The sequence below is a fragment of the Acidimicrobiia bacterium genome, from assembly GCA_036396535.1.
Taxonomy (GTDB): Bacteria; Actinomycetota; Acidimicrobiia; order Spongiisociales; family UBA5794; genus DASWKR01.
This window is the reverse complement of record DASWKR010000011.1, coordinates 1-20,127: the sequence shown is the minus strand read 5'-3', so window position 1 is coordinate 20,127 and position 20,127 is coordinate 1. Positions and strand designations below refer to the sequence as shown.

At 68.0% G+C, this 20,127-nt stretch carries 22 protein-coding genes; 11 read left to right on the top strand and 11 right to left on the bottom strand.

Features of this window, described 5'->3' with window-relative positions:
- Positions 1-6 precede the first annotated feature (6 nt).
- The 5 genes from VGC47_01485 to VGC47_01465 form a co-directional block, all read right to left on the bottom strand.
- Positions 7-1,449, bottom strand: coding sequence for a glycoside hydrolase family 130 protein (locus VGC47_01485; protein ID HEX9853973.1), 1,443 nt, complete (start codon positions 1,447-1,449; stop codon positions 7-9).
- Positions 1,450-1,499: 50 nt separating this feature from the next.
- A complete protein-coding gene (locus VGC47_01480; protein ID HEX9853972.1) occupies positions 1,500-2,639 on the bottom strand; it encodes a glycosyltransferase in 1,140 nt (379 codons plus the stop codon).
- 156 nt (positions 2,640-2,795) lie between these two features.
- Entirely contained in the window at positions 2,796-3,779 is a 984-nt protein-coding gene (locus tag VGC47_01475) for a glycosidase (protein ID HEX9853971.1), read from the bottom strand.
- 117 nt (positions 3,780-3,896) lie between these two features.
- Positions 3,897-4,340 carry an archease gene (locus VGC47_01470; GenBank protein ID HEX9853970.1) on the bottom strand — a complete coding sequence of 148 codons (444 nt, stop codon included), beginning with the start codon at positions 4,338-4,340 and terminating at the stop codon, positions 3,897-3,899.
- The gene (locus VGC47_01465; GenBank protein ID HEX9853969.1) at positions 4,337-5,761 is read right to left on the bottom strand and encodes an RtcB family protein; all 1,425 of its coding nucleotides are present in this window, start codon (positions 5,759-5,761) and stop codon (positions 4,337-4,339) included. Before VGC47_01465 ends, VGC47_01470 begins: the two co-directional genes overlap by 4 nt.
- A 96-nt stretch (positions 5,762-5,857) precedes the next feature.
- Here VGC47_01465 and VGC47_01460 point away from each other — a divergent pair, with 96 nt between their 5' ends.
- Entirely contained in the window at positions 5,858-7,147 is a 1,290-nt protein-coding gene (locus VGC47_01460) for a phosphoribosyltransferase family protein (GenBank protein ID HEX9853968.1), read from the top strand.
- 114 nt (positions 7,148-7,261) lie between these two features.
- On the top strand, positions 7,262-8,443 hold the full coding sequence (locus tag VGC47_01455) for a glycosyltransferase (protein HEX9853967.1): 1,182 nt from the start codon (positions 7,262-7,264) through the stop codon (positions 8,441-8,443).
- Positions 8,444-8,467: 24 nt separating this feature from the next.
- On the opposite strand, the gene VGC47_01450 is transcribed toward VGC47_01455, so the two are convergent.
- The 4 genes from VGC47_01450 to VGC47_01435 all read right to left on the bottom strand — a co-directional run bounded on the left by VGC47_01450 (position 8,468) and on the right by VGC47_01435 (position 11,398).
- A complete protein-coding gene (locus VGC47_01450; protein ID HEX9853966.1) occupies positions 8,468-9,529 on the bottom strand; it encodes a glycosyltransferase family 4 protein in 1,062 nt (353 codons plus the stop codon).
- Positions 9,526-10,569: a glycosyltransferase gene (locus tag VGC47_01445; protein ID HEX9853965.1), complete on the bottom strand. Its 1,044-nt coding sequence runs from the start codon at positions 10,567-10,569 to the stop codon at positions 9,526-9,528. Before VGC47_01445 ends, VGC47_01450 begins: the two co-directional genes overlap by 4 nt.
- 75 nt (positions 10,570-10,644) lie before the next feature.
- On the bottom strand, positions 10,645-10,962 hold the full coding sequence (locus VGC47_01440; protein HEX9853964.1) for a hypothetical protein: 318 nt from the start codon (positions 10,960-10,962) through the stop codon (positions 10,645-10,647).
- 88 nt (positions 10,963-11,050) lie between these two features.
- On the bottom strand, positions 11,051-11,398 hold the full coding sequence (locus VGC47_01435) for a PRC-barrel domain-containing protein (GenBank protein HEX9853963.1): 348 nt from the start codon (positions 11,396-11,398) through the stop codon (positions 11,051-11,053).
- A gap of 146 nt (positions 11,399-11,544) precedes the next feature.
- Here VGC47_01435 and VGC47_01430 point away from each other — a divergent pair, with 146 nt between their 5' ends.
- From VGC47_01430 to VGC47_01390, 9 genes are all read left to right on the top strand, one after another.
- Positions 11,545-12,438, top strand: a complete 894-nt coding sequence (locus VGC47_01430) for a hypothetical protein (protein HEX9853962.1) — start codon at positions 11,545-11,547, stop codon at positions 12,436-12,438.
- Positions 12,439-12,576: 138 nt separating this feature from the next.
- Positions 12,577-13,710, top strand: a complete 1,134-nt coding sequence (locus tag VGC47_01425) for a 4Fe-4S dicluster domain-containing protein (protein ID HEX9853961.1) — start codon at positions 12,577-12,579, stop codon at positions 13,708-13,710.
- A complete protein-coding gene (locus VGC47_01420; GenBank protein ID HEX9853960.1) occupies positions 13,707-14,165 on the top strand; it encodes a cyclic nucleotide-binding domain-containing protein in 459 nt (152 codons plus the stop codon). Before VGC47_01425 ends, VGC47_01420 begins: the two co-directional genes overlap by 4 nt.
- Complete coding sequence (locus VGC47_01415) at positions 14,162-15,022, top strand: FAD/NAD(P)-binding protein (GenBank protein HEX9853959.1); 861 nt, start codon at positions 14,162-14,164, stop codon at positions 15,020-15,022. Before VGC47_01420 ends, VGC47_01415 begins: the two co-directional genes overlap by 4 nt.
- Positions 15,019-15,792, top strand: coding sequence for an oxidoreductase (locus VGC47_01410; GenBank protein ID HEX9853958.1), 774 nt, complete (start codon positions 15,019-15,021; stop codon positions 15,790-15,792). Before VGC47_01415 ends, VGC47_01410 begins: the two co-directional genes overlap by 4 nt.
- The gene (locus tag VGC47_01405; GenBank protein HEX9853957.1) at positions 15,782-17,077 is read left to right on the top strand and encodes a Ni/Fe hydrogenase subunit alpha; all 1,296 of its coding nucleotides are present in this window, start codon (positions 15,782-15,784) and stop codon (positions 17,075-17,077) included. Before VGC47_01410 ends, VGC47_01405 begins: the two co-directional genes overlap by 11 nt.
- Before the next feature lie 11 nt (positions 17,078-17,088).
- Positions 17,089-17,502, top strand: a complete 414-nt coding sequence (locus VGC47_01400; protein ID HEX9853956.1) for a hydrogenase maturation protease — start codon at positions 17,089-17,091, stop codon at positions 17,500-17,502.
- Positions 17,495-17,761, top strand: coding sequence for a hypothetical protein (locus tag VGC47_01395; protein ID HEX9853955.1), 267 nt, complete (start codon positions 17,495-17,497; stop codon positions 17,759-17,761). The genes VGC47_01400 and VGC47_01395 overlap by 8 nt, the downstream gene beginning before the upstream one ends.
- Positions 17,762-17,763: 2 nt before the next feature.
- Positions 17,764-17,994 (top strand): HypC/HybG/HupF family hydrogenase formation chaperone, encoded by a 231-nt coding sequence (locus VGC47_01390; protein ID HEX9853954.1) that lies wholly within the window; start codon positions 17,764-17,766, stop codon positions 17,992-17,994.
- Positions 17,995-18,006: 12 nt separating this feature from the next.
- On the opposite strand, the gene VGC47_01385 is transcribed toward VGC47_01390, so the two are convergent.
- Complete coding sequence (locus VGC47_01385) at positions 18,007-18,690, bottom strand: hypothetical protein (protein ID HEX9853953.1); 684 nt, start codon at positions 18,688-18,690, stop codon at positions 18,007-18,009.
- Between the two features lie 60 nt (positions 18,691-18,750).
- The coding region (locus VGC47_01380; protein HEX9853952.1) for an acyl-CoA dehydrogenase family protein at positions 18,751-20,127 on the bottom strand (1,377 nt) is incomplete at its 5' end.

The following is a 20,127-nucleotide window of genomic DNA, read 5'->3' as shown; positions in this document are numbered from 1 at the left end:
CGGCCGTCACGTCATCGCGGCGATGAGCTCTTCGAGGTCGACGGTGGCCACGTGGATCGCCTGGTCGGAGAACCCGTACGGGATGACCACGGTCCCATCCTCCACGATGGCGCCACACGAGTACACGACGTTGGGCACGTAGCCGTTGCGCTCGTCCTCCGCCGGCTCCAGAAGGGGAGACCCGAGATCGCCGATCACGCGAGAAGGGTCGTCGAGGTGAAGCAGCAAGGCGCCGATCGCGTAGGTGCGCATCGGACCGACACCATGGGTGAGCACGAGCCAGCCGTGCTCGGTCTCGATCGGGGAGCCGCAATTGCCGATCTGCACGAGCTCCCAACCTCTCCCCGGACCGTAGATGAGCTCGGCATTACTCCACGTGCGGATGTCGTCGCTGCGCAGGACATGGAGGTTCTCGAGGTCGTGTCGACCGAGGGCCACGTACTGGCCCTCGATCTTGCGAGGGAAGAGGGCCATGCCCTTGTTCCTGGCGCATGCGCCTCCGAGCGTCGCGATCCGGAACGTCACAAAGTCGGTGGTCTCGATCAGCTGGGGGAGGATGGTGAAGCCGTCGAACGCCGTGTACGTGGCGTAGTACGTGGACGTCCCGTCGTCGTCGACGAATCGAACGAAACGGGCGTCCTCGATTCCCTGGCTGTCCGCGGGCCCGGCCGGGATCAGGATGCGCTCCGACAGGGGCATCGACTCCGAGAACACCAGTTCGTAGTTCGAGGAGGCGAACCAGTGAGCGAGGCGGGCTGTCTCGAAGACCGCGGCTTCGGAGACGTCGCTGCGCCGCAGCACCTCGAGGGCTCCCTGCAGCTCCGCGTATCCAAACCGCTCCCCCAGGTCGGCGACGAGCCGCCCCGTCAGCATCGAATCGGCACCGAGGTCGACGAGGCGCCCCTCGAACGCCCGCCGCTCGTAGCGCGGAGTCCGGCGAGTTCCCGTCGTGAGGTACGGCGAGGGGGGGTCGAGTTGCACGGAGCCGTCCCGGGCGACGTGCCCTGTCCTGAACTCGACGGACGATATGTGCCCTTCGCCTATGGAGCGCACACTGAGGACGAAGCGACCCCCGCCTTCCGGGCTCTGAACGATCGAGGGGTTGCATATGGCGGCCGCACCGGGTGCGTACTCCTGGGTGAAGACGGCGCCGAGCAGGTGACGCCGCGCCCCGTTCACCGCCTCGAGGCCCGGCACGAGCCCGCGCGCCGTGTCGGCGTTGGCCTCCCAGGTGCGCACGAGGTCCCGATGCCGCCCGGCGAATCTCTCGACGGTCTCGTCCAGGAGCTTCGTCACCTCGTCGTCGGTCAGCTTCATCACGCGATCGGCGATGAGCTCGGCGCGGCTCGGGCCCCCCGCGAACGCCGATTCGCCCGGCACGAACGGCTTGGCGACAACCCTGGTGGGATCGGGCCTGATCTCGACGTCGCGCCGTTCGACATTCAGCATTCGTCGTCTCCCATGCGCGGCTCCTGACCCTGTCGGCACCAGCCTGCCACTCATCGACCGGTGACAGTGATCTTTCCGCCGGATACGACACGCGCCAGCACGGCGAAGATGGCACCAGCCACCGCATCCCACTCGTGCTCGACGCTCGAACCGCGAGCCGCTCGCACGGCGGCACCGTACGACGAGTCGTCTTCCAGGTAGCGCCTCAAGGCCGACGCCAAACCGTCGTCATCCTCGTGTGCCACGACCGTGCCTGCGCCGGAGCGCAGCGCCTCGACCGCCCCCGGGAATCGCGTTGCGACCACCGGCTTGCCGGCGCCGATCGTCTCGGTGAGTATCCGCGAGGCCGTGCGATCCACCTCGTCGTAGACGACGGCAACGACATCGGCCGTCGCCAGCTCACCCACGAGCGCGTCGTGGGTCCGGTACCCGGGTACGAACTCGACTTGGGTCGCCACCCCGAGATCGTCCGCCAGCGCCCCGAGCTCGTCCCGATAGTTTGCGACGACGCTCGACGAGCATCTGGGATCTCCTGCGCCGATCAGCCGGTATCGCGGAACGGGATCCATGTCGGCGAGAAGCGGGAGGGCGCGAATGACGCGCTCCACACCCGCCCCAGGACCTAGGAAGCCCCATGTGAGGATGCGACGCCGCAGCGTCCGATCTATCGAGACAACCGGGAACGGCGAGCCGTGGGGGACCACTTCGATGCGTAGATCGTCGGCGGCGGCTCCACCCACATACGTCGAGGCGGCACGGGAACGCACCACAACGGCCGCAGCCTTGCCGAAGAGCGGGCCCCACTGGCTGAGCGATCCACTCGACGCGACCTCGTCGATCAGGAGCACGACGGGAACGGCCGCATGCTCGAGCAGGTGCACGAGGAACGGTGTCGGTGGTCCATCGTCGATCCACGCGACCGCGATGTCGGAGCGGTTCGCCCTCCAGGCCGCAACGGCTCCGGCATCCGGCGATCGTGAATCGACCTCCATGACGACGGGTAGCCCGACAGCGGACGGCTCTCCGGACTCGACGATCCGCACGACCTCGACCCGTACTCCGAGGTGCTCGATCAGGCGCTCGACGAGATGCGAGGCGGCACCCGCGGCGCCTGAGACGCTCGGGGGGTACCTCGAGATCAAGGCGACGCGCAGCGACGACTCAACGCCGTCGGACGTGAGGTGGATCAACGCGACCTCCTCGCCGTCAGCACGCCCGTCGAAGGCGCACCCCTTCACCGCGAACCATCACACAGGGCGGGTGGACATGCCAGGGACTTCTGGCCCGAATCGCGGACCTTCGAGCGACATCACAATGCTCGTCGACGGCCGCTCTCGCCGAGACGATCAGACCGGTGAATCAGGAGTCGCCCACTCTGCAGTTTGAGGAGGGGTGTCGACGAGGAACTGCAGCATTCGCTCGAGGCTCGCCTCGGCGACACCGACGACGCTGTCCGCCGCGCCGTAGTAGAGGTGGACGGTGTCGCCATCGTCGCGCAACACCCACCCGCATGGAAACACCACTCCCGGCACGTCGCCAGACTGCTCGTAAGGCGCCCGCGGCCCGAAGATCCACTCGCTGCTCCTCGCGATCACCCGGGTCGGTTCGGCGATGTCGAGAAGGGCGAGCCCAAGGCGGTAGATCGAACCCGATGCCGTGACTCGGACACCGTGGTAGCAGACGAGCCACCCGCGGCTCGTCAGCAGAGGCGGTGGACCGAGCCCGACCTTGTTGGCGTCCCAGAGGCCGCCGCGCCGGGCGGGAAGCAGGACCTGGGCGTCCCCCCAATGGTGGAGGTCGGGGCTGAAAGAGATCCACATGTGCGAACCGAGTCCTGGCATGGAGGGCGACGGCCGGTGAACCAGCGCCCAGCGGCCGCCAAATGTGGTCGGGAACAGCGCCGCGTCCTTGTCGTCCGGCGGCATGAGCACGCCTCGCCGCTCCCAATCGACGAAGTCCCGGGTGACCGCCAACGACACGAGCGGTCCGGCGCCCGAGTAGCCGACATAGATGACGTACCACTCGTCGCCGATCCTCGTGATCCGCGGGTCTTCGACGCCCCACCGCTCCGCGAAGTCCTCGGCTTTCGGGTGGAGGCCGCGCACGGGGTCGATGTCCCATCCGGTGAGGCCGTCGTCGCTCGTGGCGGCGATCAGAGACGACACACCGGTTCTGTACTCGACTCGCAACAGAAGCAGGGTGCGCCCATCGTCGAGGACGGTGGCTCCGGGGTTGAAGACGGCGTTCACGACTTGGGGGAACCGGCCGGGTCCCAGGATCGGATTGCCCGGATACCGCACGAACAGCTCCCGAGCATCGTCATCACGCATCACGAACACCCCCACGGCACTTTGCGACCGGGGCTGCCGAGGGGCTCTGGGGCGTGCCGCCAACCCTGCATCGCACCGAGCCTATGCGCGCCGAGCCACCAACGGCAGTCGGGCGAGCTACACGTCGAAGATTATCCGAGCGCGCCACTCGCCGTTGCCGACGACACTCAGCCCGTGGTACGTGACCGCCTTGATCGGAGGACCATGCAATTCGACCGTCGCAGAAGAACGACCGATCGCTCGCCCGCTGACCGAGGAGCCATCCGCCTCGTCGACGGCGAAACTCACGAGAGCCAACGACTCGACCTCCGAGACGTACAACAACTCCCCCAGCCAGGAGACGAGCAGCTCCTCGATCGTCTCGCCTGAAGCGGCAACGCGAACCTCGCGCCCGTCGACGCTCTCGACGAGCGGGTACATGAGCCCGAACATCCCAGAGGCGCACTCCTCGAGCAACCCGGGAAGGTCGGGCGCCCATGCTTCGATGCCGCAGTCGGCGGTGTGCTCGAACGTCCCGTGCCCACGCGGCATCCCGAGCGGCTCGCCCGGCTCCGGCCTCATCCTTTCACCACGCCAACTGGGCGCAGCCGAGCCACCGCCGCCGCCAGCCCCGCCCGCACGCAGACGTCGACGACCTCGCCGACGTCCTTGTAGGCGTATGGCGCCTCCTCGGCGAGCAGCTTGACCGAACCGGGACGCACCGAGATGCCTGCCTTCTCGAGGCGATCGGCGACGGCAGCACCGCGGTCACGCCGCAAAGCAGCGTGCCGGCTCATGACCCGCCCGGCGCCGTGAGCCGCCGAGCCGAATGCCGGGTTGTCGGCGACGCCTCTCATGACCCAGGAGGCGGTACCCATGCTCCCCGGGACGAGTACCGGCTGGCCTGCGGCCCTCAGATCGGCAGGGAGGTCGGGATGTCCTGGACCATAAGCCCTGGTGGCTCCCTTGCGGTGCACACACAACAGACGCTCGACTCCGTCGACGTCGTGCACTTCGAGCTTGGCGAGATTGTGGGCGACGTCGTACACCAGATCCATGCTGGTCTTCTCGACACTCATGTGGAATGCGGCCGCGAAGGCAGACCGGGCCTCGTGGCCCAAGATGTGCCGGTTGGCCCACGCGAAGTTGGCGGCCGCCGCCATCGCTCCCATGTACGCCTCCCCCTCGGCGCTCCGAACCGGCACACACGCAAGTTGACGATCGGGCACCTCTATGCCATGCCGAGACATGGCCTTGCCCATGACCTGTAGCTGATCGGTGCACGTCTGGTGCCCGAGGCCGCGGCTCCCGCAGTGGATCATCACGCACACCATGCCTCGTGTGATGCCGAAAGCCTCGGCGGCGGGCGTATCGACCACCTCGTCGACGACCTGTACCTCGAGAAAGTGGTTCCCGGCGCCGAGGGAACCCAGCTGTCCTGCCCCTCTCTGGCGCGCCTTCACTGAGACGCGGGCAGGTTCTGCACCGCCCGACTCGCCGCGCTCCTCGCACCGCTCCAGGTCACGTCGGTTGCCGTACCCGGCTTCAACGGCGGCGCGCGCCCCCCGCCGCAGAACCGTCTCGACGGGGATACGTGCAAGGCAGCCCTGTCCGAGGCCACGCGGGATCCGCCGGTCGAGCTCGTCCATCACGGCCGCGCGGTTTCCGTCGAAGTCGGACTCGTCGAACCCGGACGCCAGCAGCCTGACACCGCAGCAGATGTCGAAACCCACCCCGCCGGGCGACACGACTCCGCCGGCGTCGACGTCGGTTGCGGCAACTCCACCGATGGGAAAGCCGTACCCCCAATGGATGTCCGGCATCGCCATCGACGCCTTGACGATCCCAGGCAGGTGGGCGACGTTGCGTACCTGCTGGAGCGTCCGGCCGATCTCTGCCTCCTCGAGCAGCGCTTCGGACGCGAAGACTATGCCAGGCACCCGCATCCCCGCTTCTCTGGGAACCTCCCACATGGCGTCGCCGACGGCCGTGAGATCGTCCATGGTCCGACGGTAGCGCCGGGGGCGGCCCGCCGAGATGGCCCTCCCGGGTCGAACGACTCTTGCCATCGACGCCCTCGCTGACGAGTGTGGAACACGATGTTCGAGAACCGGATCGAGGCAGGGCGCAAGCTGGCGGAGCGCCTCGATGGCCTCCGCGGCCAGGACGTCGTCGTCGTCGGCTTGCCGCGCGGCGGAGTGCCGGTCGCCGCAGAGGTCGCCAGAGCGATCGGTGCGCCCCTCGATGTGATCCTCGTCCGCAAGCTCGGCGTGCCGTTCCAGCCGGAGCTTGCCATGGGAGCCATCGGTGAGGACGGCGTCCGGGTCTTGGATCGCGATCTCGTTCGACGCGCCGGACTGCGACCCGAGGAGGTGACGGCCGTCGAGACCCGCGAGCGTGAAGAGCTGGCGCGGCGAGCCCGCCGCTATCGCGGTGACGGCAGCCCGGTCCCCATGGAGGGCAAGACGGTCGTCGTGATCGACGACGGTATCGCCACGGGGGCGACTGCCCGCGCCGCCTGCATGGTGGCGAGGGCCCACGGAGCCCGCCGGATCATCATGGCAACGCCCGTCGCACCTCGAGGATGGGCGACCCGCTTCGCGGGCGAAGCGGACGAGACGATCAGCCTGGAGACGCCGGAGCCGTTCTATGCCATAGGGCAGTGGTACCGGGACTTCTCGCCGACCAGCGACGAGGAGGTCGTCCGATGCCTCGACAGGACGCCGGTCGGCGTCCCAGGCCCGCCGCCCGCGCCTCGCGAGAGGGACGCCCGGTTGGCGATCGGCCGGGTCGTCCTCGAAGGACGGCTCGCGGGGCCGCCCGGCGCCGCGGGGGTGGTCTTGTTCGCCCATGGGAGCGGGAGCAGCCGTCACAGCCCACGAAATCGCTACGTCGCTCGAACGCTGAACGATGCAGGGCTCGCCACCCTGCTTTTCGATCTCCTGACGCCGGAGGAGGCCGAGAACCGCTCCAACGTGTTCGACATCCCGCTGCTGGCCGAGCGGCTGGTCGGGGCCACGGCCTGGGTCACGGCGCAGCCGGAGACGGGCGGCGCTGCGATCGGCTACTTCGGAGCCAGCACCGGCGCGGCAGCCGCTCTCTGGGCAGCCGCCGGGGGAGGCGTGGACGTTCGGGCCGTCGTCTCACGCGGCGGAAGGCCGGACCTGGCGGCCGACCGCCTCGAGGACGTGGCCAGTCCCACGCTGTTGATCGTCGGGAGTCTCGACACCCAGGTCATCGAGCTCAACCGCGCCGCCCAACGCAGGCTGAGATGCGAGAGCCGCATTGCCATCGTGCCGGGGGCCACCCACCTCTTCGAGGAACCCGGAACCCTGGCGGCGGCAGCCGAGCTGGCACGCGACTGGTTCGTGGCTCGCCTGTCACGTTGAGCGCCGGCGGTCGCCGGGCGCGATGCCTCGATTCTCGCCATCGACGCCGGATCGAGACGGCATGGGGTCACACACGAGCGAAGCGGAAGAGCCGCCCGAGCCTCGGCGTTTGAAGTGAACCAACCGGGGTACTACTGGCCGATGGTCCAGCAACCGATTCACGACAAGGCTGCCCTTCGGGCCGGGATGGTGTCCACGTATCCTCCCAGTCGCTGCGGGATCGCCCGATTCGCAGAGTCGCTCGCCCAGGGCCTCTGCGCCAAGAGCCCGAACGTCTCCGTGGACGTCGCCAGGATCCGTCGCAACGTCGAGCCGGTCCTCGACGAGACGGTGACGGCGACCAGTATGGAGTTCGATCCGGAGAGCACGGTGAGCAGGAGGGCCGCGGCCAGGTATCTCAACGGAACGGACGTCGTCGTCCTCCAACATGAGTACGGCATCTACGGCGCCGATGACGGAGTCGCCGTGATCGACCTCACGGAGCACATCGAGCGCCCGATCGTTTCGATTCTCCATACAGTGCTCCGGCACCCGACGGCACGCCAGCGAGACATCGTCGAATCGCTCGCGGCTGCGAGCAGCCGCGTCGTCGTGCCGTCGATGGCGGCGCGAACGTTCCTCGCAGCCGGCTACGACGTGTCGCCGATGAAGGTCGCGGTGATCGACCACGGCTCCCGATGGGCCCCGGTCCCCGTGCGCCCCACGCCGAGAACCGAGTTGATCAGCTGGGGGCTTCTCGGCCCCGGCAAAGGCCTCGAGCGCGCCATCAGGGCAGTGTCGAAGCTGAGGGGCGTGACGCCCGGATTGCGTTACCGGATCGTCGGCCAGACCCATCCAGAGGTGATTCGCGCCACTGGGACGACATACCGCAGCTCCCTCGAGAGCCTGGTGGAGGAGCTCGACGCAACCGGGATCGTCGAGTTCGTCGACAGGTACGTGGGGGACCTCGAGCTCCATCGGCTCGTCCGATCGAGCGATGTCGTCATCGTGCCATATGACAACGACGAGCAAGTGTGCTCAGGAGTGGTCATCGACGCCGTCGCAGCAGGCCGTCCGGTCGTGGCGACCCGTTTCCCCCACGCCGTCGAACTGCTGAGCGACGGAGCAGGGCTGGTCGTCGATCACGATGCGGATGCGATGGCGAAGGCGATCCACAGCATCCTCGACGATGCCCCGTTGTACGAGTTCCACGCTGAAGAGGCTCGGCGGCGCGGTCTCGGGCTGGGCTGGAGAGGGATCGCCGAGCAATACGCCAGGCTGCTGTCGGAGCCGGGGAGGGCTCGCGCCACCGCCTGACCCGGGCAGCCCAGATCCCGTACGTCAGCTGATCGACTCGATGACCTGACTCTGACTCGTCACCGTGCGGTACACGTCCGCATACCCTGCAGCCATCGCCGCATCGCTGAAGCGCTCTGCGGCGTCGCGTCGGCACTCATCCCTGTCGATCGTCCACAGTCGCTGGATCGCACCGATCGCTGCGTCGACGGTGTCGACGATGAACCCCGTCTCCCCGTCCCGGAGAATCTCCGGGATCGCCCCGCGATTCCAACCGATGACCGGGGTGCCTGCCGCCAGGGCCTCGACGGCCACGAGGCCGAACGGCTCGTCCCACCGGAGCGGCATGAGCAAGGCGCTGGCGTCCTGCAACAGGAAGGCGACGTCGGCCCTGTCGAGCGAACCGAGGTACTCGATGCCCCGTCCCGTGAGCCCTGGTCGAACCGCCTCGTCGAAGAACAGACTGTGCCTCGGTTCCACGACGCCCGCCATGAGAAGGGGAAGTCCGGCGCGCCGGGCGATGTCGATGGCGAGATCTGGCGCCTTCTCCGGAGCCATCCGGCCGACATAGGCCAGATAGCCGCCCCGCCCCGGGCCGGGTGGGATCTCGTCGACGCGTATGCCGTTGTGGACGGTGGCGACATAGTTCAACTCAGGCAACCTCCTGCGTTCCGAGTCGCTTATCGAAACGAACGGCGACCACGCGTAGCGCCGCAGCAGGCCGTGGGTGGCCGCGTCCCAGGCCACTCCGTGGAGTGTCGTCACCACCGGGCAGGGAACGAGCCGCGAGAAGGCGAGGGCGTGGACGTGGAGATGAGAGTGGATCACATCGAAGCCGCCGCGAGAAGCCATCTCCATGGCGGTGGCGATGTGCTCCGTCTCTGCCAGGCGCGGGTCGAGCCCGCCAACGGCGCTCGAGAGTGGGATCGGGACCGTTTCGACGAGCTCTGCGGATGTGACGGACCCGCCGGGCGCGAAGAGCGTCACGTCGGCGCCGTCTGCGACGAGGCGCTCGGTGAGGTCGTGCGTGACCCTCTCCCATGGACCGTATCCCTTCGGTGGATAGGCGTGGGTGATCGGCGCCAACATGGCTATTCGTATCGTCACAGGCCTCTCCTCTCGAGGCGGCAATCAACGAGCACGCACAACGCACCGAGCGCGGCCAACGTCGACTCGGCTCCTCGGTTCGAGTTGACGCCTCGGTCTTCGAGCCCGTCGAAACCGGCCCCGGTCGCGCAGTCGTAGAGAGAGACGCCGACGTCGTTGTGTCCGAGGAACCACATCGCCGCCTGCTCGGCGCGGTCGAGCCACACCGCCGATCTCGTGACACGGTATGCCCGCAAGCATGCATCTGCCATGGCCCACGCCTCGATCGGCTGTTGATCGAAACCCGGGGTGCCATCTCCGGGACCGCGGCCGCCGACGGGCGTGAAGCTGAAGCCGGCTGCACCCGACTCGACGGAGCTGAGCCACTCGAGGAGCACGATACCCTGCTCGACGAGGCCGGCGTCCTCGATGGCGGATCCTGCCGCGATGAGAGCCTCCGGCAGCCTGGCGTTGGCATACGTGAGGTGCGGCTCCGGCCACGGCCACGCCCGGTCCGAACCGAAGCGAGGAATACACCGAACCGCTGACTCCAGCATCCGCTCAGCGCACGGGAGGCCGGTTGGCAGCACCGCGACGGCTCCGAGCGCCGCGTAGGCGTTCGCCCGCGGATGAGGGGAGTCGAGATCGCAGCCGTTGGCGAACACGGCCGCTGCCTCGTCGACGAGCACCCCGGCCGCCACGAGGGCTCCAAGTCCCCACAATGCCCGTCCGTGGGTGTCGTCGGGACCTCGATCGCCTGCCCAGCGGCCGGAATCCGCCTTCCGGTTCAGCCAGCCGCGCCGAACCCGGGCCTGCATGACGTAGGCGGCGCAGCGAGGCAGCAGGTACCGGGCGCCGTTGTCGTGCCGCAGTGCCGCATGGGAGAGCACAACGAGAGCCCGCGCGTTGTCGTCCGTCGTGTATCCGTGGGCGCGCCTCGGCACATCGTGCTCGGCGTGCTCGTACAGCCCGTGACGACCGGACAACCTGCGGAGGTGCGAAGTCTCGAAGTGGAGAGTCGGAAGGGCCGCCCTCTCGACGGAGAGCCCGAGGCGAGTCATTCTCCCTGGTGCCTTTCATGCATTGCGGCGTCGGCACGCCCCGGTCTACCCCGAATCGAAGAAACAAAACCCCCCTCAGCCAGGCCGCATCCGGAAGAGCTCTTCGACGCGTTCGCCGGGGAACGGGGCCGGCTCCACGGACGAGAGCGGGGTTGCCGTTACCCAGCCGCTGCGGCACAAGGCAGTGTCGCTGGCGGGGTCCAGCCCGGGATCCGATGCAGCCACGGTGAACTGCAGCCTGCTGTCGTCGACGTCTGACGTAGCCACACGGAAGTGGCCGAACTCGTCGAGGTCGGCCCAGCGCACTCCATCGATGCGGTCGAGGGCGCGCCCCGGCGGGGCGAGGATCGTGATCGCCTCGAGGTCACGTCCGATGGGTGTCGTGCGCTCCATGACGGCTATCTACCCTCCCGTCGCAGGCGTGACACAGCGACGGCGGCCCCACGAAGGGACCGCCGTCGTCGGCTCATCAGATGTCCGGTCAGAACGTGAGCGGTCCGGACGCGTAGTAGGTGGCGATGTCCACTCGGTACGCATCGTCCCGGAATGAGCCCTCAGGCAGCTCGGGTGCCTTCTTGATCTCCTCCTTCGTCCTGTCGACGTAGACGATCTCCTCGTCGAGGTCGATCGCTTCGATCAGGCCGGCAGGGAGCAGGACCTTCTTGCCGAAGATCCACGGGCCGGTGTCGACGACGATGTAGCTCGAACCCACGTCGAGGGTGGCGTCATCGATCGTGCCGATCCTCCCATCCCGTGCTTCGACGTCGAAGCCGGAGATGCTCTGAACGACGTCGACGAGATCTTCCTCGTAGCTCCAGATGTCCGTCATGTTCCGTCCTCCCGTGAGACAGGCGGCCTGTGCATCCAGCGCCCATGTACCCGGCTGCGCCGCCGTCGAGTCATGTTTTCCTTGGCGCCTCGAGGCGGTGGCAGGCGGCCGCCTGCCACAATCGGCCCGAGCACGGGCGCGCCGACGTGGCCGATGGAGACTGGGACGAGGCGACGCGCCGCGCCATCGCCTGGCTGCTCGAGTCCGAGGAACCGGCCATTCGCTCTCTTACGCGCCGCGACCTCCTCGGCGGACGAGCCGACCCGGACGACGGGATCCTCGCCGGGCCCAAGGTGACGGCGCTGCTCGGCGGCCAACGCCCGGATGGAGCCTTCGGCGTCCACCCGTACAGCAAATGGAGGGGCGCCCACTGGCGCCTCGTCTCCCTCGTCGAGCTCGGCGTACCCGCCCATGAGCCGAGATCGACGAGAGCCGCAGACACCGTGCTCGCTTGGCTGACGAGCGAAGGACATCGCTCCCGGATCACCACCGTGGACGGACTGGTGCGACGCTGTGCCTCGCAGGAAGGGAACGTCCTCGCCGTCTGCTCGCGACTCGGGCTGGCGGAGGACGATCGAGTCGGGTTGCTGGCGGACTCGCTGATCGACTGGCAGTGGCCCGACGGCGGCTGGAATTGCGACATCGCCGCATCCGGGCGCCGCTCTTCATTCCACGAGTCGCTCCCGGCGATGTGGGGCCTGTTCGAGTACTGGCTCGCAACCGGCGACGAGCGCGCCAAGGCGGCGGCGATGCGGACAGCCGAGCTCTTGCTCGAGCATCGTGTCTACCACTCGCTTCACGCCGGAGCGGTGATCAACCGGGCTTGGCTGGCGCTCCACTACCCACCCTATTGGCACTACGACGTCCTCCAGGCTCTCCTCGTGCTCTCCAGGGTCGGTGTGGCAGGCGACCCGCGCTGCCGCGGCGCCGCCTCACCGACGGCAGGTGGCGCCCGGGCGCCTATTGGTGGAAGCCGCCCGGCTCGGATGCTGGCACGGTCGAGGTGGTCGACTGGGGCCGCTCGGCCCCGAACGAGATGATCACCCTCAACGCTCTCCGAGTCCTCGCCGGTGCCGAGAGGCTCCCCTGAGCTGCGGCGTCATGTGCCCCGGCGGCAGCGCATCGCAACGTCCGAACGGCCCTGACCAAGTTGCCGCGGGATGGGTAGGTTTGCCGGGATGCAGGGAGAAGACCTCATGGCCGGGCGCGTCGTCGACCGCAGCGACATCGGATCGCTTTTCGATGTCCTCGTCGAGGAGGGTTACACGATCGTGGGGCCAACGATCCGCGACGATGCGATCGTCTACGACGAGCTCTCCGGGGTCGAAGACCTCCCGATCGGCTGGACGGACACCCAGGATGGCGGCACATACCGGCTGCGCCGTCGCCACGACGAGGCACTGTTCGGCTACGCCGTCGGACCTCACTCGTGGAAGAAGTACCTGTTCCCTCCGAGAACGGAGCTCCTGCAGATCAAGCGAACGAACGGGTCGCTCGTCTTCTCGGAGAGTGACCTCCCGACCGTCAGGTACGCCTTTCTCGGCGCCCGAGCCTGCGAGCTGGCGGCCATCGACATCCAAGACAGGGTCTTCATGGGGGCGATGGTCGATCGGACCTATGCGAACGTCCGCCGGGAAGCGTTCACAGTCGGCGTCAATTGTGCCGTCGCCGGCGGGACGTGCTTTTGCGTGTCGATGGAGACGGGCCCGCGCTGCACGTCGGGCTACGACCTCGTGATGACAGAGGTCATCGACTCGAGGCGTCACGAGTTCGTGATCGAGGCGGGCACGGAGCGCGGCGAACAGGTCCTGGACCGGCTCCCCGGCCGCCTTGCGGACCGGGCCGACGAGACGGCGATCGGCGAGATCGTGGCGCACACCGCCGAGAGCATGGGAAGGGCCATGGACACGGCTGGGATCAAGGAGCTGCTGTACGAGAACAGCGATCACCCTCGTTGGGACGACGTAGCAGAACGGTGCCTGGCTTGTACGAACTGCACCCTCGTGTGCCCGACCTGCTTCTGCTCGACCACCGAGGACACGTCGGCACTCGACGGCGCTGCCGCGGCTCGCAGCCGCAGATGGGACTCGTGCTTCACGCTCGACTTCTCGAAGCTGCACGACGTCCCCGTCCGCTCGTCCACGAGGTCGAGGTACAGGCAGTGGATGACTCACAAGCTCGCCAGCTGGTACGACCAGTTCGGGTCTTCTGGTTGTGTCGGCTGCGGGAGGTGCATCACGTGGTGCCCCGTCGGGATCGACATCACCGAAGAGGTCGCCGCCATCCGGGCCGACTCCGCGGGGGCCGGATGAGCGAAGGACGAAGGCGAGCGGGAGCCGACCTCCTGTCCCGACTCGGGGCGAACGATGCTGCGTTCATGGAGTCGGTGAGCCGCCGAGTCCGCTTCAGAGTCGGCGACGTGCTGTTCGAAGAGGCGGCAGACGCCGAGACGTTCTACGTCATCGACCAGGGCAAGGTCGGGTTGGAGCTGACGAGCCCCGGTAGGCCGCCCATCGTCATCCAGACCCTGGGCGACGGCGACCTGGTCGGGATCAGCTGGCTGTTCCCGCCACAGCGGTGGAACTGGCGCGCCAAGGCGCTGACCGACACGACCGCGACGTCGTTCGACGCGGCCGCCGTTCGGCTCGCTTGCGATCGCGACAGCGCCCTTGCGCGGCAGGTTCTCGAGGTGATCGCCAGGGAGGCCGTCGGCCGCCTCCAGAGCACGAGGCTGCAACTCCTGGACCTCTACGGGGAGTCGAGATGACGCACAGTGCGCAATCGACGACCCCACCACTCCCCGCCGAGGCGATGCTCCCGAGCCCGTATCGAGTCGTCGCCTCCCGCCACGAGACGGCGGACACGGTGACGATCGACCTCGAGCCGGTAGGAGATCGAGGGGCGGCGTTCGCACCGGGTCAGTTCGCAATGGTCTACGTCTTCGGAGTGGGCGAGGTACCGATATCGGTGTCGGGCGGCGGCGGCGCCGGGGAGTCGCTGTCACACACAGTCCGAGCGGTCGGGGCGGTGACCAGGGCGATCTGCGGCCTCGAGGCCGGCGATGAGGTCGGCATACGCGGACCGTACGGGACCCCATGGCCGCTCGCCGAGGCCCACGACAAAGACGTCGTCGTCGCAGCCGGAGGCATAGGCCTCGCCCCCCTGCGGCCCGTGGTGCGCCGCCTCCTGACCGACCGCAGCCGCTATGGAACCGTCTCCCTGATCTATGGCGCCAGATCGCCCCGCGACCTCCTGTTCGGCTCCGAGCTCCAGGAGTGGAGGAGCCGCTTCGACGCAGAGATCGAGGTGACCGTCGATCGGTCCGACGAAGGATGGTTCGGCGACGTCGGCGTCGTGACCGGCCTGCTTCCGAGGATCGCCTTCGACCCGGCGAACACCCTTGCCATGGTGTGCGGGCCGGAGATCATGATGAAGGTCATCGCCCGGGAGCTCAAGGCGACCGGGGTGCGCCCTGAGGACGTGTTCATCAGCCTCGAACGGAACATGAAGTGCGCCGTCGGGTTCTGCGGCCACTGCCAGTACGGACCCGACTTCGCCTGCCGGCAGGGTCCCGTGGTCCCGTACAGGCGCGTGATGGAGCGGATGCGGGTGGTCGAGCTGTGACGAGGCGCCCCAAGCTCGCCGTCTGGAAGTTCGCCTCGTGCGACGGCTGCCAGCTCACCCTGCTCAACTGCGAGGACGAGCTGCTGTCGATCGCGGGTGCGATCGACATCGCCTACTTCCCCGAGGCGACGCGCGGGGTGGTGGCGGGACCGTACGACCTGTCCCTCGTCGAAGGGTCGATCACCACCGCACACGACGCCTCACGCATCCGCCAAGTGCGCGAGGTGTCTCGCACGGTGGTCACCATCGGGGCCTGCGCCACAGCGGGTGGCATCCAGGCCCTGAAGAACTGGGGCAACGTCGACGAGTTCCTCAGCATCGTGTACGCCAGCCCCGAATACATCGACACCCTGGAGACGTCGACCCCGATCGCCGACCACATCGACGTCGACTTCGAGCTGCGAGGCTGTCCGATCTCGAAGCACCAGCTCGTCGAAGTCATCGACGCCTTCGTCGCCGGCCGGCAGCCCGCCACCCCGGGCCACAGCGTGTGCGTCGAGTGCAAGATGCGAGGGACGCCGTGCGTGATGGTGACGAGGGGCACACCGTGTCTCGGCCCGATCACCCACGCAGGCTGCGGCGCCATCTGCCCGGCCTATGACCGCGGATGCTACGGATGCTTCGGACCGGCCACGTCCCCGAACGTGCCATCGCTCACCGACCGGTGGACCGAGCTCGGGGTCATCGAGCACGACCTCGTGCTCGCCCTCCGGACGTTCAATGCCTACGCCCCGGAGTTCAAGGAAGCGAGCGAGGCGCATGAGCACTGAGCGCGAGATCGCGGTCGACTACCTCGCGCGAGTCGAGGGTGAAGGCGCCATGTATCTCAAACTTCGGGGCGACGAGGTGCTCGACCTGAAGTTCAAGATCTTCGAGCCGCCTCGGTTCTTCGAAGCCTTCCTCAGAGGCCGGTCGTTCAAGGAGGTGCCCGACATCACGGCCCGCATCTGCGGCATCTGCCCCGTCGCCTACCAGATGAGCTCGTGCGCCGCCATGGAGGACGCGGCGGGGGTCCGGGTCGATGGCCCGATCCGCGCCCTGCGACGGCTGCTCTATTGCGGGGAATGGATCGAGAGCCACGTCCTCCACCTCTACTTCCTGCATGCCCCGGACTTCCTCGGGTACGAGAGCGCGGTGGCGATGGCGCACGACCACCAGGCGATCGTCGAGCGAGGCCTTCGCCTGAAGCGGCTCGGGAACCGGATCATGACGCTCCTCGGTGGCAGGGAGATCCACCCGATCAACGTCAAGGTCGGCGGCTTCTATCGGACACCGACCCGCCGGGAGCTGGCCGCCATGGTTCCCGAGCTCGAGTGGGCTCTCGAGGCCGCCTTGGCAACCGCCGAGTGGGTCTCCGCCTTCTCGTTCCCCGAGTTCGAGCGGGACTACGAGTTCGTCGCACTCCGCCACGAGGACGAGTACGCCATACACGAAGGCCGCGTCGTCTCGAACCGCGGTCTCGACATCGCCGTCGACGAGTGGCCCGAGCACTTCGAGGAGACCCACGTCGCATGGTCGAACGCACTCCACGCCCACATCAAGGAGAGGGGCGCCTTTCACGTTGGACCGATGGCGAGGTACAGCCTGAACTCGGAGCAGCTCACGCCCGTCGCCAAGATGGCGGCGGAGACGGCCGGCCTCGGACCGGTCTGCAGGAACCCGTTCAGGAGCATCGTCGTTCGAGCCGTCGAGACGGTGCTGGCGGTGGAGGAAGCCCTGCGCCTCATCGCCGAGTACGAGCAGCCCCCTTCACCGTCGATCGCGGTCGACCCTCGTGGCGCTGTCGGTCATGGCGCCACGGAAGCGCCCCGGGGCCTGCTCTACCACCGCTACCTGGTCGACGACGCAGGCGCCATCACGGACGCCCACATCGTCCCGCCGACCTCGCAGAACCAGTTGAGCATCGAGGATGACCTCAAGGTGTACGCCTCGGGGCACGCCGCCCTCGGGGACGACGAGCTCCGCTGGCAGCTCGAGCAGGCGATCCGCAACTACGACCCGTGCATCTCGTGCGCCACCCACTTCCTCGACCTCACCGTCGACAGGGAGCCGTGACCGTGAAGCGCATGCTCATCGGCCTCGGCAACCCGTTCAGGAGTGACGACGCCGCTGGCCTCGAGGTCGCCGACCGGGTGCGCACGATCGAGGCGCACCGTGTCATGTTCGGGTCGTACGAGCTCATCGATCTCTGGGAGGAAGCCGACGAGGTCATCATCGTGGACGCCACCCGCACGGGCTCTCCGCCCGGGACCGTCCGTCAGTTCGATCCATTGCGCGCCCCTCTGCCTCTTGGGACGTTCACGTCCACCCATGCCGTCGGTGTCGCCGAGACGATCGAGCTCGCCAGAGCGCTGCGGCGCCTCCCCGCCAGCCTTGTCGTGTACGGGATCGAAGCCGGAGACCTGACCTCGGGAACGGCGCTGTCTCCCGAAGTCGAGGAAGCCGTCGCCACGGTCACGCGGGAGATCGACGATGCATGAGACGGGGATCGTCAGGGACCTCCTGGCCCGCGCCGAGGCCGAAGAGCCGAACCGTCGCATCGAAGCCATCCGGCTTCGTGTCGGCGCCCTCTCCGGCTTCACCGCGGAGTCTCTCGGGAGCGCCGTAGACCGCATGGCGCGCCACCGATGGGGCTACGCCCCGAGGGTCTCCATCGAGATGGCCGGCGACCTCGAGATGTCCGACGACGGCCCCGGAGCGCTCGGCGTCGTCCTCGTCTCCCTCACGGTGCGCGACTGACGATGTGCCTCGCCGTACCAGGGAGGATCGTGTGGATCGGCGATCCGTCGCCCGCCTCTATACCGGGGAGGGTGGACGCAGCAGGCGTGCTGCGCGAGGTCGACCTCGTCATGGTTCCGGATGCCGAAGTTGGAGACCACGTCATCGTGCACGCCGGCTACGCCGTCAGGCGGGCCAGGGAAGTCCGACCCGACGATCCCTTCTGGCTGGGGCCGGGAGGCGGCGGCGACTGACCAGGGAAACAGTCAGGGCAGGTACTGCTCGACGATCTCGTCGACGACTCCGTCGTTCACGTACAGCCACACCGTGCAACCCTCACCGGGGCACGGGGTGTACGTGGACTCGGCTCCGGTCCAATCGGCGTAGGCGAGCCGCTCGTGGCCGAGGGTGGCGTCGCCCGTGATCGCCCACACCGCGGCGTCGCCCGCAACCGGAACCGTGCGCACCAGCGGGTTCTCGTTCACGATCCAGTAGTCGTTGTTGGCTTCCTGGCCCACCTCGGCAGCCTTCTCCCAGGCGATGTCGCCGAAGTAGAAGCACGCCAGGTCCAATTCCACAGCCGAGTCCGACCTCTCGACGAGAAAGCCGAACCAGATCCCACTCGGTAGGTCGTCGGTGCCGGGAGCGCACCCGGATCCCGACGCACCCTCACTCCCGTTGAGCGGATCGGGAGGTGTCAGATCCGGTGTGCCCGGCACCACGTATGGAGGCCCCGTGGTCGACGTCACCTGCGACGTCGAGGGCGGGATGGTCGTACCTGGGGCGAGGGTCGTCATCGGCACCGCGGTCGTCGGCGCCGCCGTCGTCGGAGGCGCCGCCGTGACGGTCGTCGAACCATCTAGCGGAGACGTCGACGTCGCCGATGGCTCGCCTCCGCACGCCGCAACGGCGAGCAGGACGACGGAGATGAGGGCGATTCGGGTTCTCATATCGACATGCCATCAGCCGCGACGGCGCAACGGTAGGGCCTATCGGATGGATGTGAGCGGTCAGGCTTCGAGGATCGCATCGGCGTCGTACTCTCCTGTGAGGGTCCCGTAGAGGCGGCCAGACCGGCCCTCGAGCCGCGACGCCACGAAGGCCTCGGCGACGGCCGGCCGTGCGTTCTCGGTCAGCAGGGCAGCTTGGGCCAGCACCGCGAGCCGCTCCACGAGACTGCGGGCACCGGCCTCCGGCGTGCCGGCGATGTCGGCGATCGTGGACTCTGCGTCGTATCCCGCTTCATCGGACCCTCGCCTGAGGAGGCCGACGAGGGCTTCGACCGCTTCGGGCTCGCGACGGACGACCCGCAGGACGTCGAGAGCGATGACGTTCCCGGAGCCTTCCCAGATGGCGTTGAGCGGCGACTCGCGATAGAGCATCGGCAGGAGCGACTCCTCGACGTAGCCGTTGCCGCCCAGGCACTCCAAGGATTCGCGCACGACCTCCGTGCACCGCTTCGTCACCCAGTACTTGGCGATCGGCGTGAGGATGCGTCGTAGCTGTCTCTCGCTCGGGTCGTGACCAGCGCGGTCGAAGCTGTGCGCCACGCGCCCCATGAGCCACGCAGCAGCCTCGACCTCGATCTCGAGGTCGCACAGCACGTTGCGCATGAGCGGCTTGTCGAAGAGCTTCGAGCCGAACGCCGATCTGTGCCGGGCGTGGTGGATCGCCTGTGACACCGCTTGGCGCATGATGCCTGCCGATCCGGCGATGCAGTCGAGGCGGGTGCCGTTCACCATCTCGATGATCGTCACGACGCCTCTGCCCTCCTCGCCGACCCGGTGCGCGGTCGCGCCCTCGAACTCGACCTCGGACGAGGCGTTGGAACGATTGCCCAGCTTGTCCTTGAGCCGCTGGATGCGGATGGCGTTGCGGCCCCCGTCCTCGTCGAAGCGCGGCACGAAGAAGCACGTCAGGCCTCCCGGCGCCTGCGCGAGCACCAGGAAGGCGTCGCTGGTGGGCGCCGACGTGAACCACTTGTGGCCTTCGATGCGATACCTGCCGTCGCCGAGCGGTGACGCGGTGGTGGTGTTGGCCCGTACGTCCGATCCTCCCTGCTTCTCGGTCATCCCCATGCCGACGAGGACGCCGCTCTTCGAACCGGCAGGTCGCGGCGTCGGGTCGTAGACCCGCGACAGCAAACGTGGCTCCCACTCAGCGGCCAGATCCGGCTCCATGCGCACGGCGCCGACTGCGGAAGCCGTCATCGAGACGGGACACCAATGCCCCGGCTCGACCTGGGACTCGAGGTAGTTGTACGACGCCCGGGCCACCCACCCCCCGGGGTCGGTCCATGCGACTGCGTGCATTCCCCTCCCGATCGAGCCATCGAGAAGCTCGTGCCACGACGGATCGAAGTCGACATCGTCGACCCGGTTCCCGAA

Coding starts and splice junctions, on each gene's coding strand:
- VGC47_01485 (HEX9853973.1), bottom strand. CDS start 1,449: ATGCTGAATGTCGAACGGCGCGACGTCGAGATCAGGCCCGATCCCACC.
- VGC47_01475 (HEX9853971.1), bottom strand. CDS start 3,779: ATGCGTGATGACGATGCTCGGGAGCTGTTCGTGCGGTATCCGGGCAAT.
- VGC47_01470 (HEX9853970.1), bottom strand. CDS start 4,340: ATGAGGCCGGAGCCGGGCGAGCCGCTCGGGATGCCGCGTGGGCACGGG.
- VGC47_01465 (HEX9853969.1), bottom strand. CDS start 5,761: ATGGACGATCTCACGGCCGTCGGCGACGCCATGTGGGAGGTTCCCAGA.
- VGC47_01460 (HEX9853968.1), top strand. CDS start 5,858: ATGTTCGAGAACCGGATCGAGGCAGGGCGCAAGCTGGCGGAGCGCCTC.
- VGC47_01445 (HEX9853965.1), bottom strand. CDS start 10,569: ATGACTCGCCTCGGGCTCTCCGTCGAGAGGGCGGCCCTTCCGACTCTC.
- VGC47_01440 (HEX9853964.1), bottom strand. CDS start 10,962: ATGGAGCGCACGACACCCATCGGACGTGACCTCGAGGCGATCACGATC.
- VGC47_01435 (HEX9853963.1), bottom strand. CDS start 11,398: ATGACGGACATCTGGAGCTACGAGGAAGATCTCGTCGACGTCGTTCAG.
- VGC47_01425 (HEX9853961.1), top strand. CDS start 12,577: ATGCAGGGAGAAGACCTCATGGCCGGGCGCGTCGTCGACCGCAGCGAC.
- VGC47_01420 (HEX9853960.1), top strand. CDS start 13,707: ATGAGCGAAGGACGAAGGCGAGCGGGAGCCGACCTCCTGTCCCGACTC.
- VGC47_01415 (HEX9853959.1), top strand. CDS start 14,162: ATGACGCACAGTGCGCAATCGACGACCCCACCACTCCCCGCCGAGGCG.
- VGC47_01405 (HEX9853957.1), top strand. CDS start 15,782: ATGAGCACTGAGCGCGAGATCGCGGTCGACTACCTCGCGCGAGTCGAG.
- VGC47_01400 (HEX9853956.1), top strand. CDS start 17,089: ATGCTCATCGGCCTCGGCAACCCGTTCAGGAGTGACGACGCCGCTGGC.
- VGC47_01395 (HEX9853955.1), top strand. CDS start 17,495: ATGCATGAGACGGGGATCGTCAGGGACCTCCTGGCCCGCGCCGAGGCC.
- VGC47_01390 (HEX9853954.1), top strand. CDS start 17,764: ATGTGCCTCGCCGTACCAGGGAGGATCGTGTGGATCGGCGATCCGTCG.
- VGC47_01385 (HEX9853953.1), bottom strand. CDS start 18,690: ATGAGAACCCGAATCGCCCTCATCTCCGTCGTCCTGCTCGCCGTTGCG.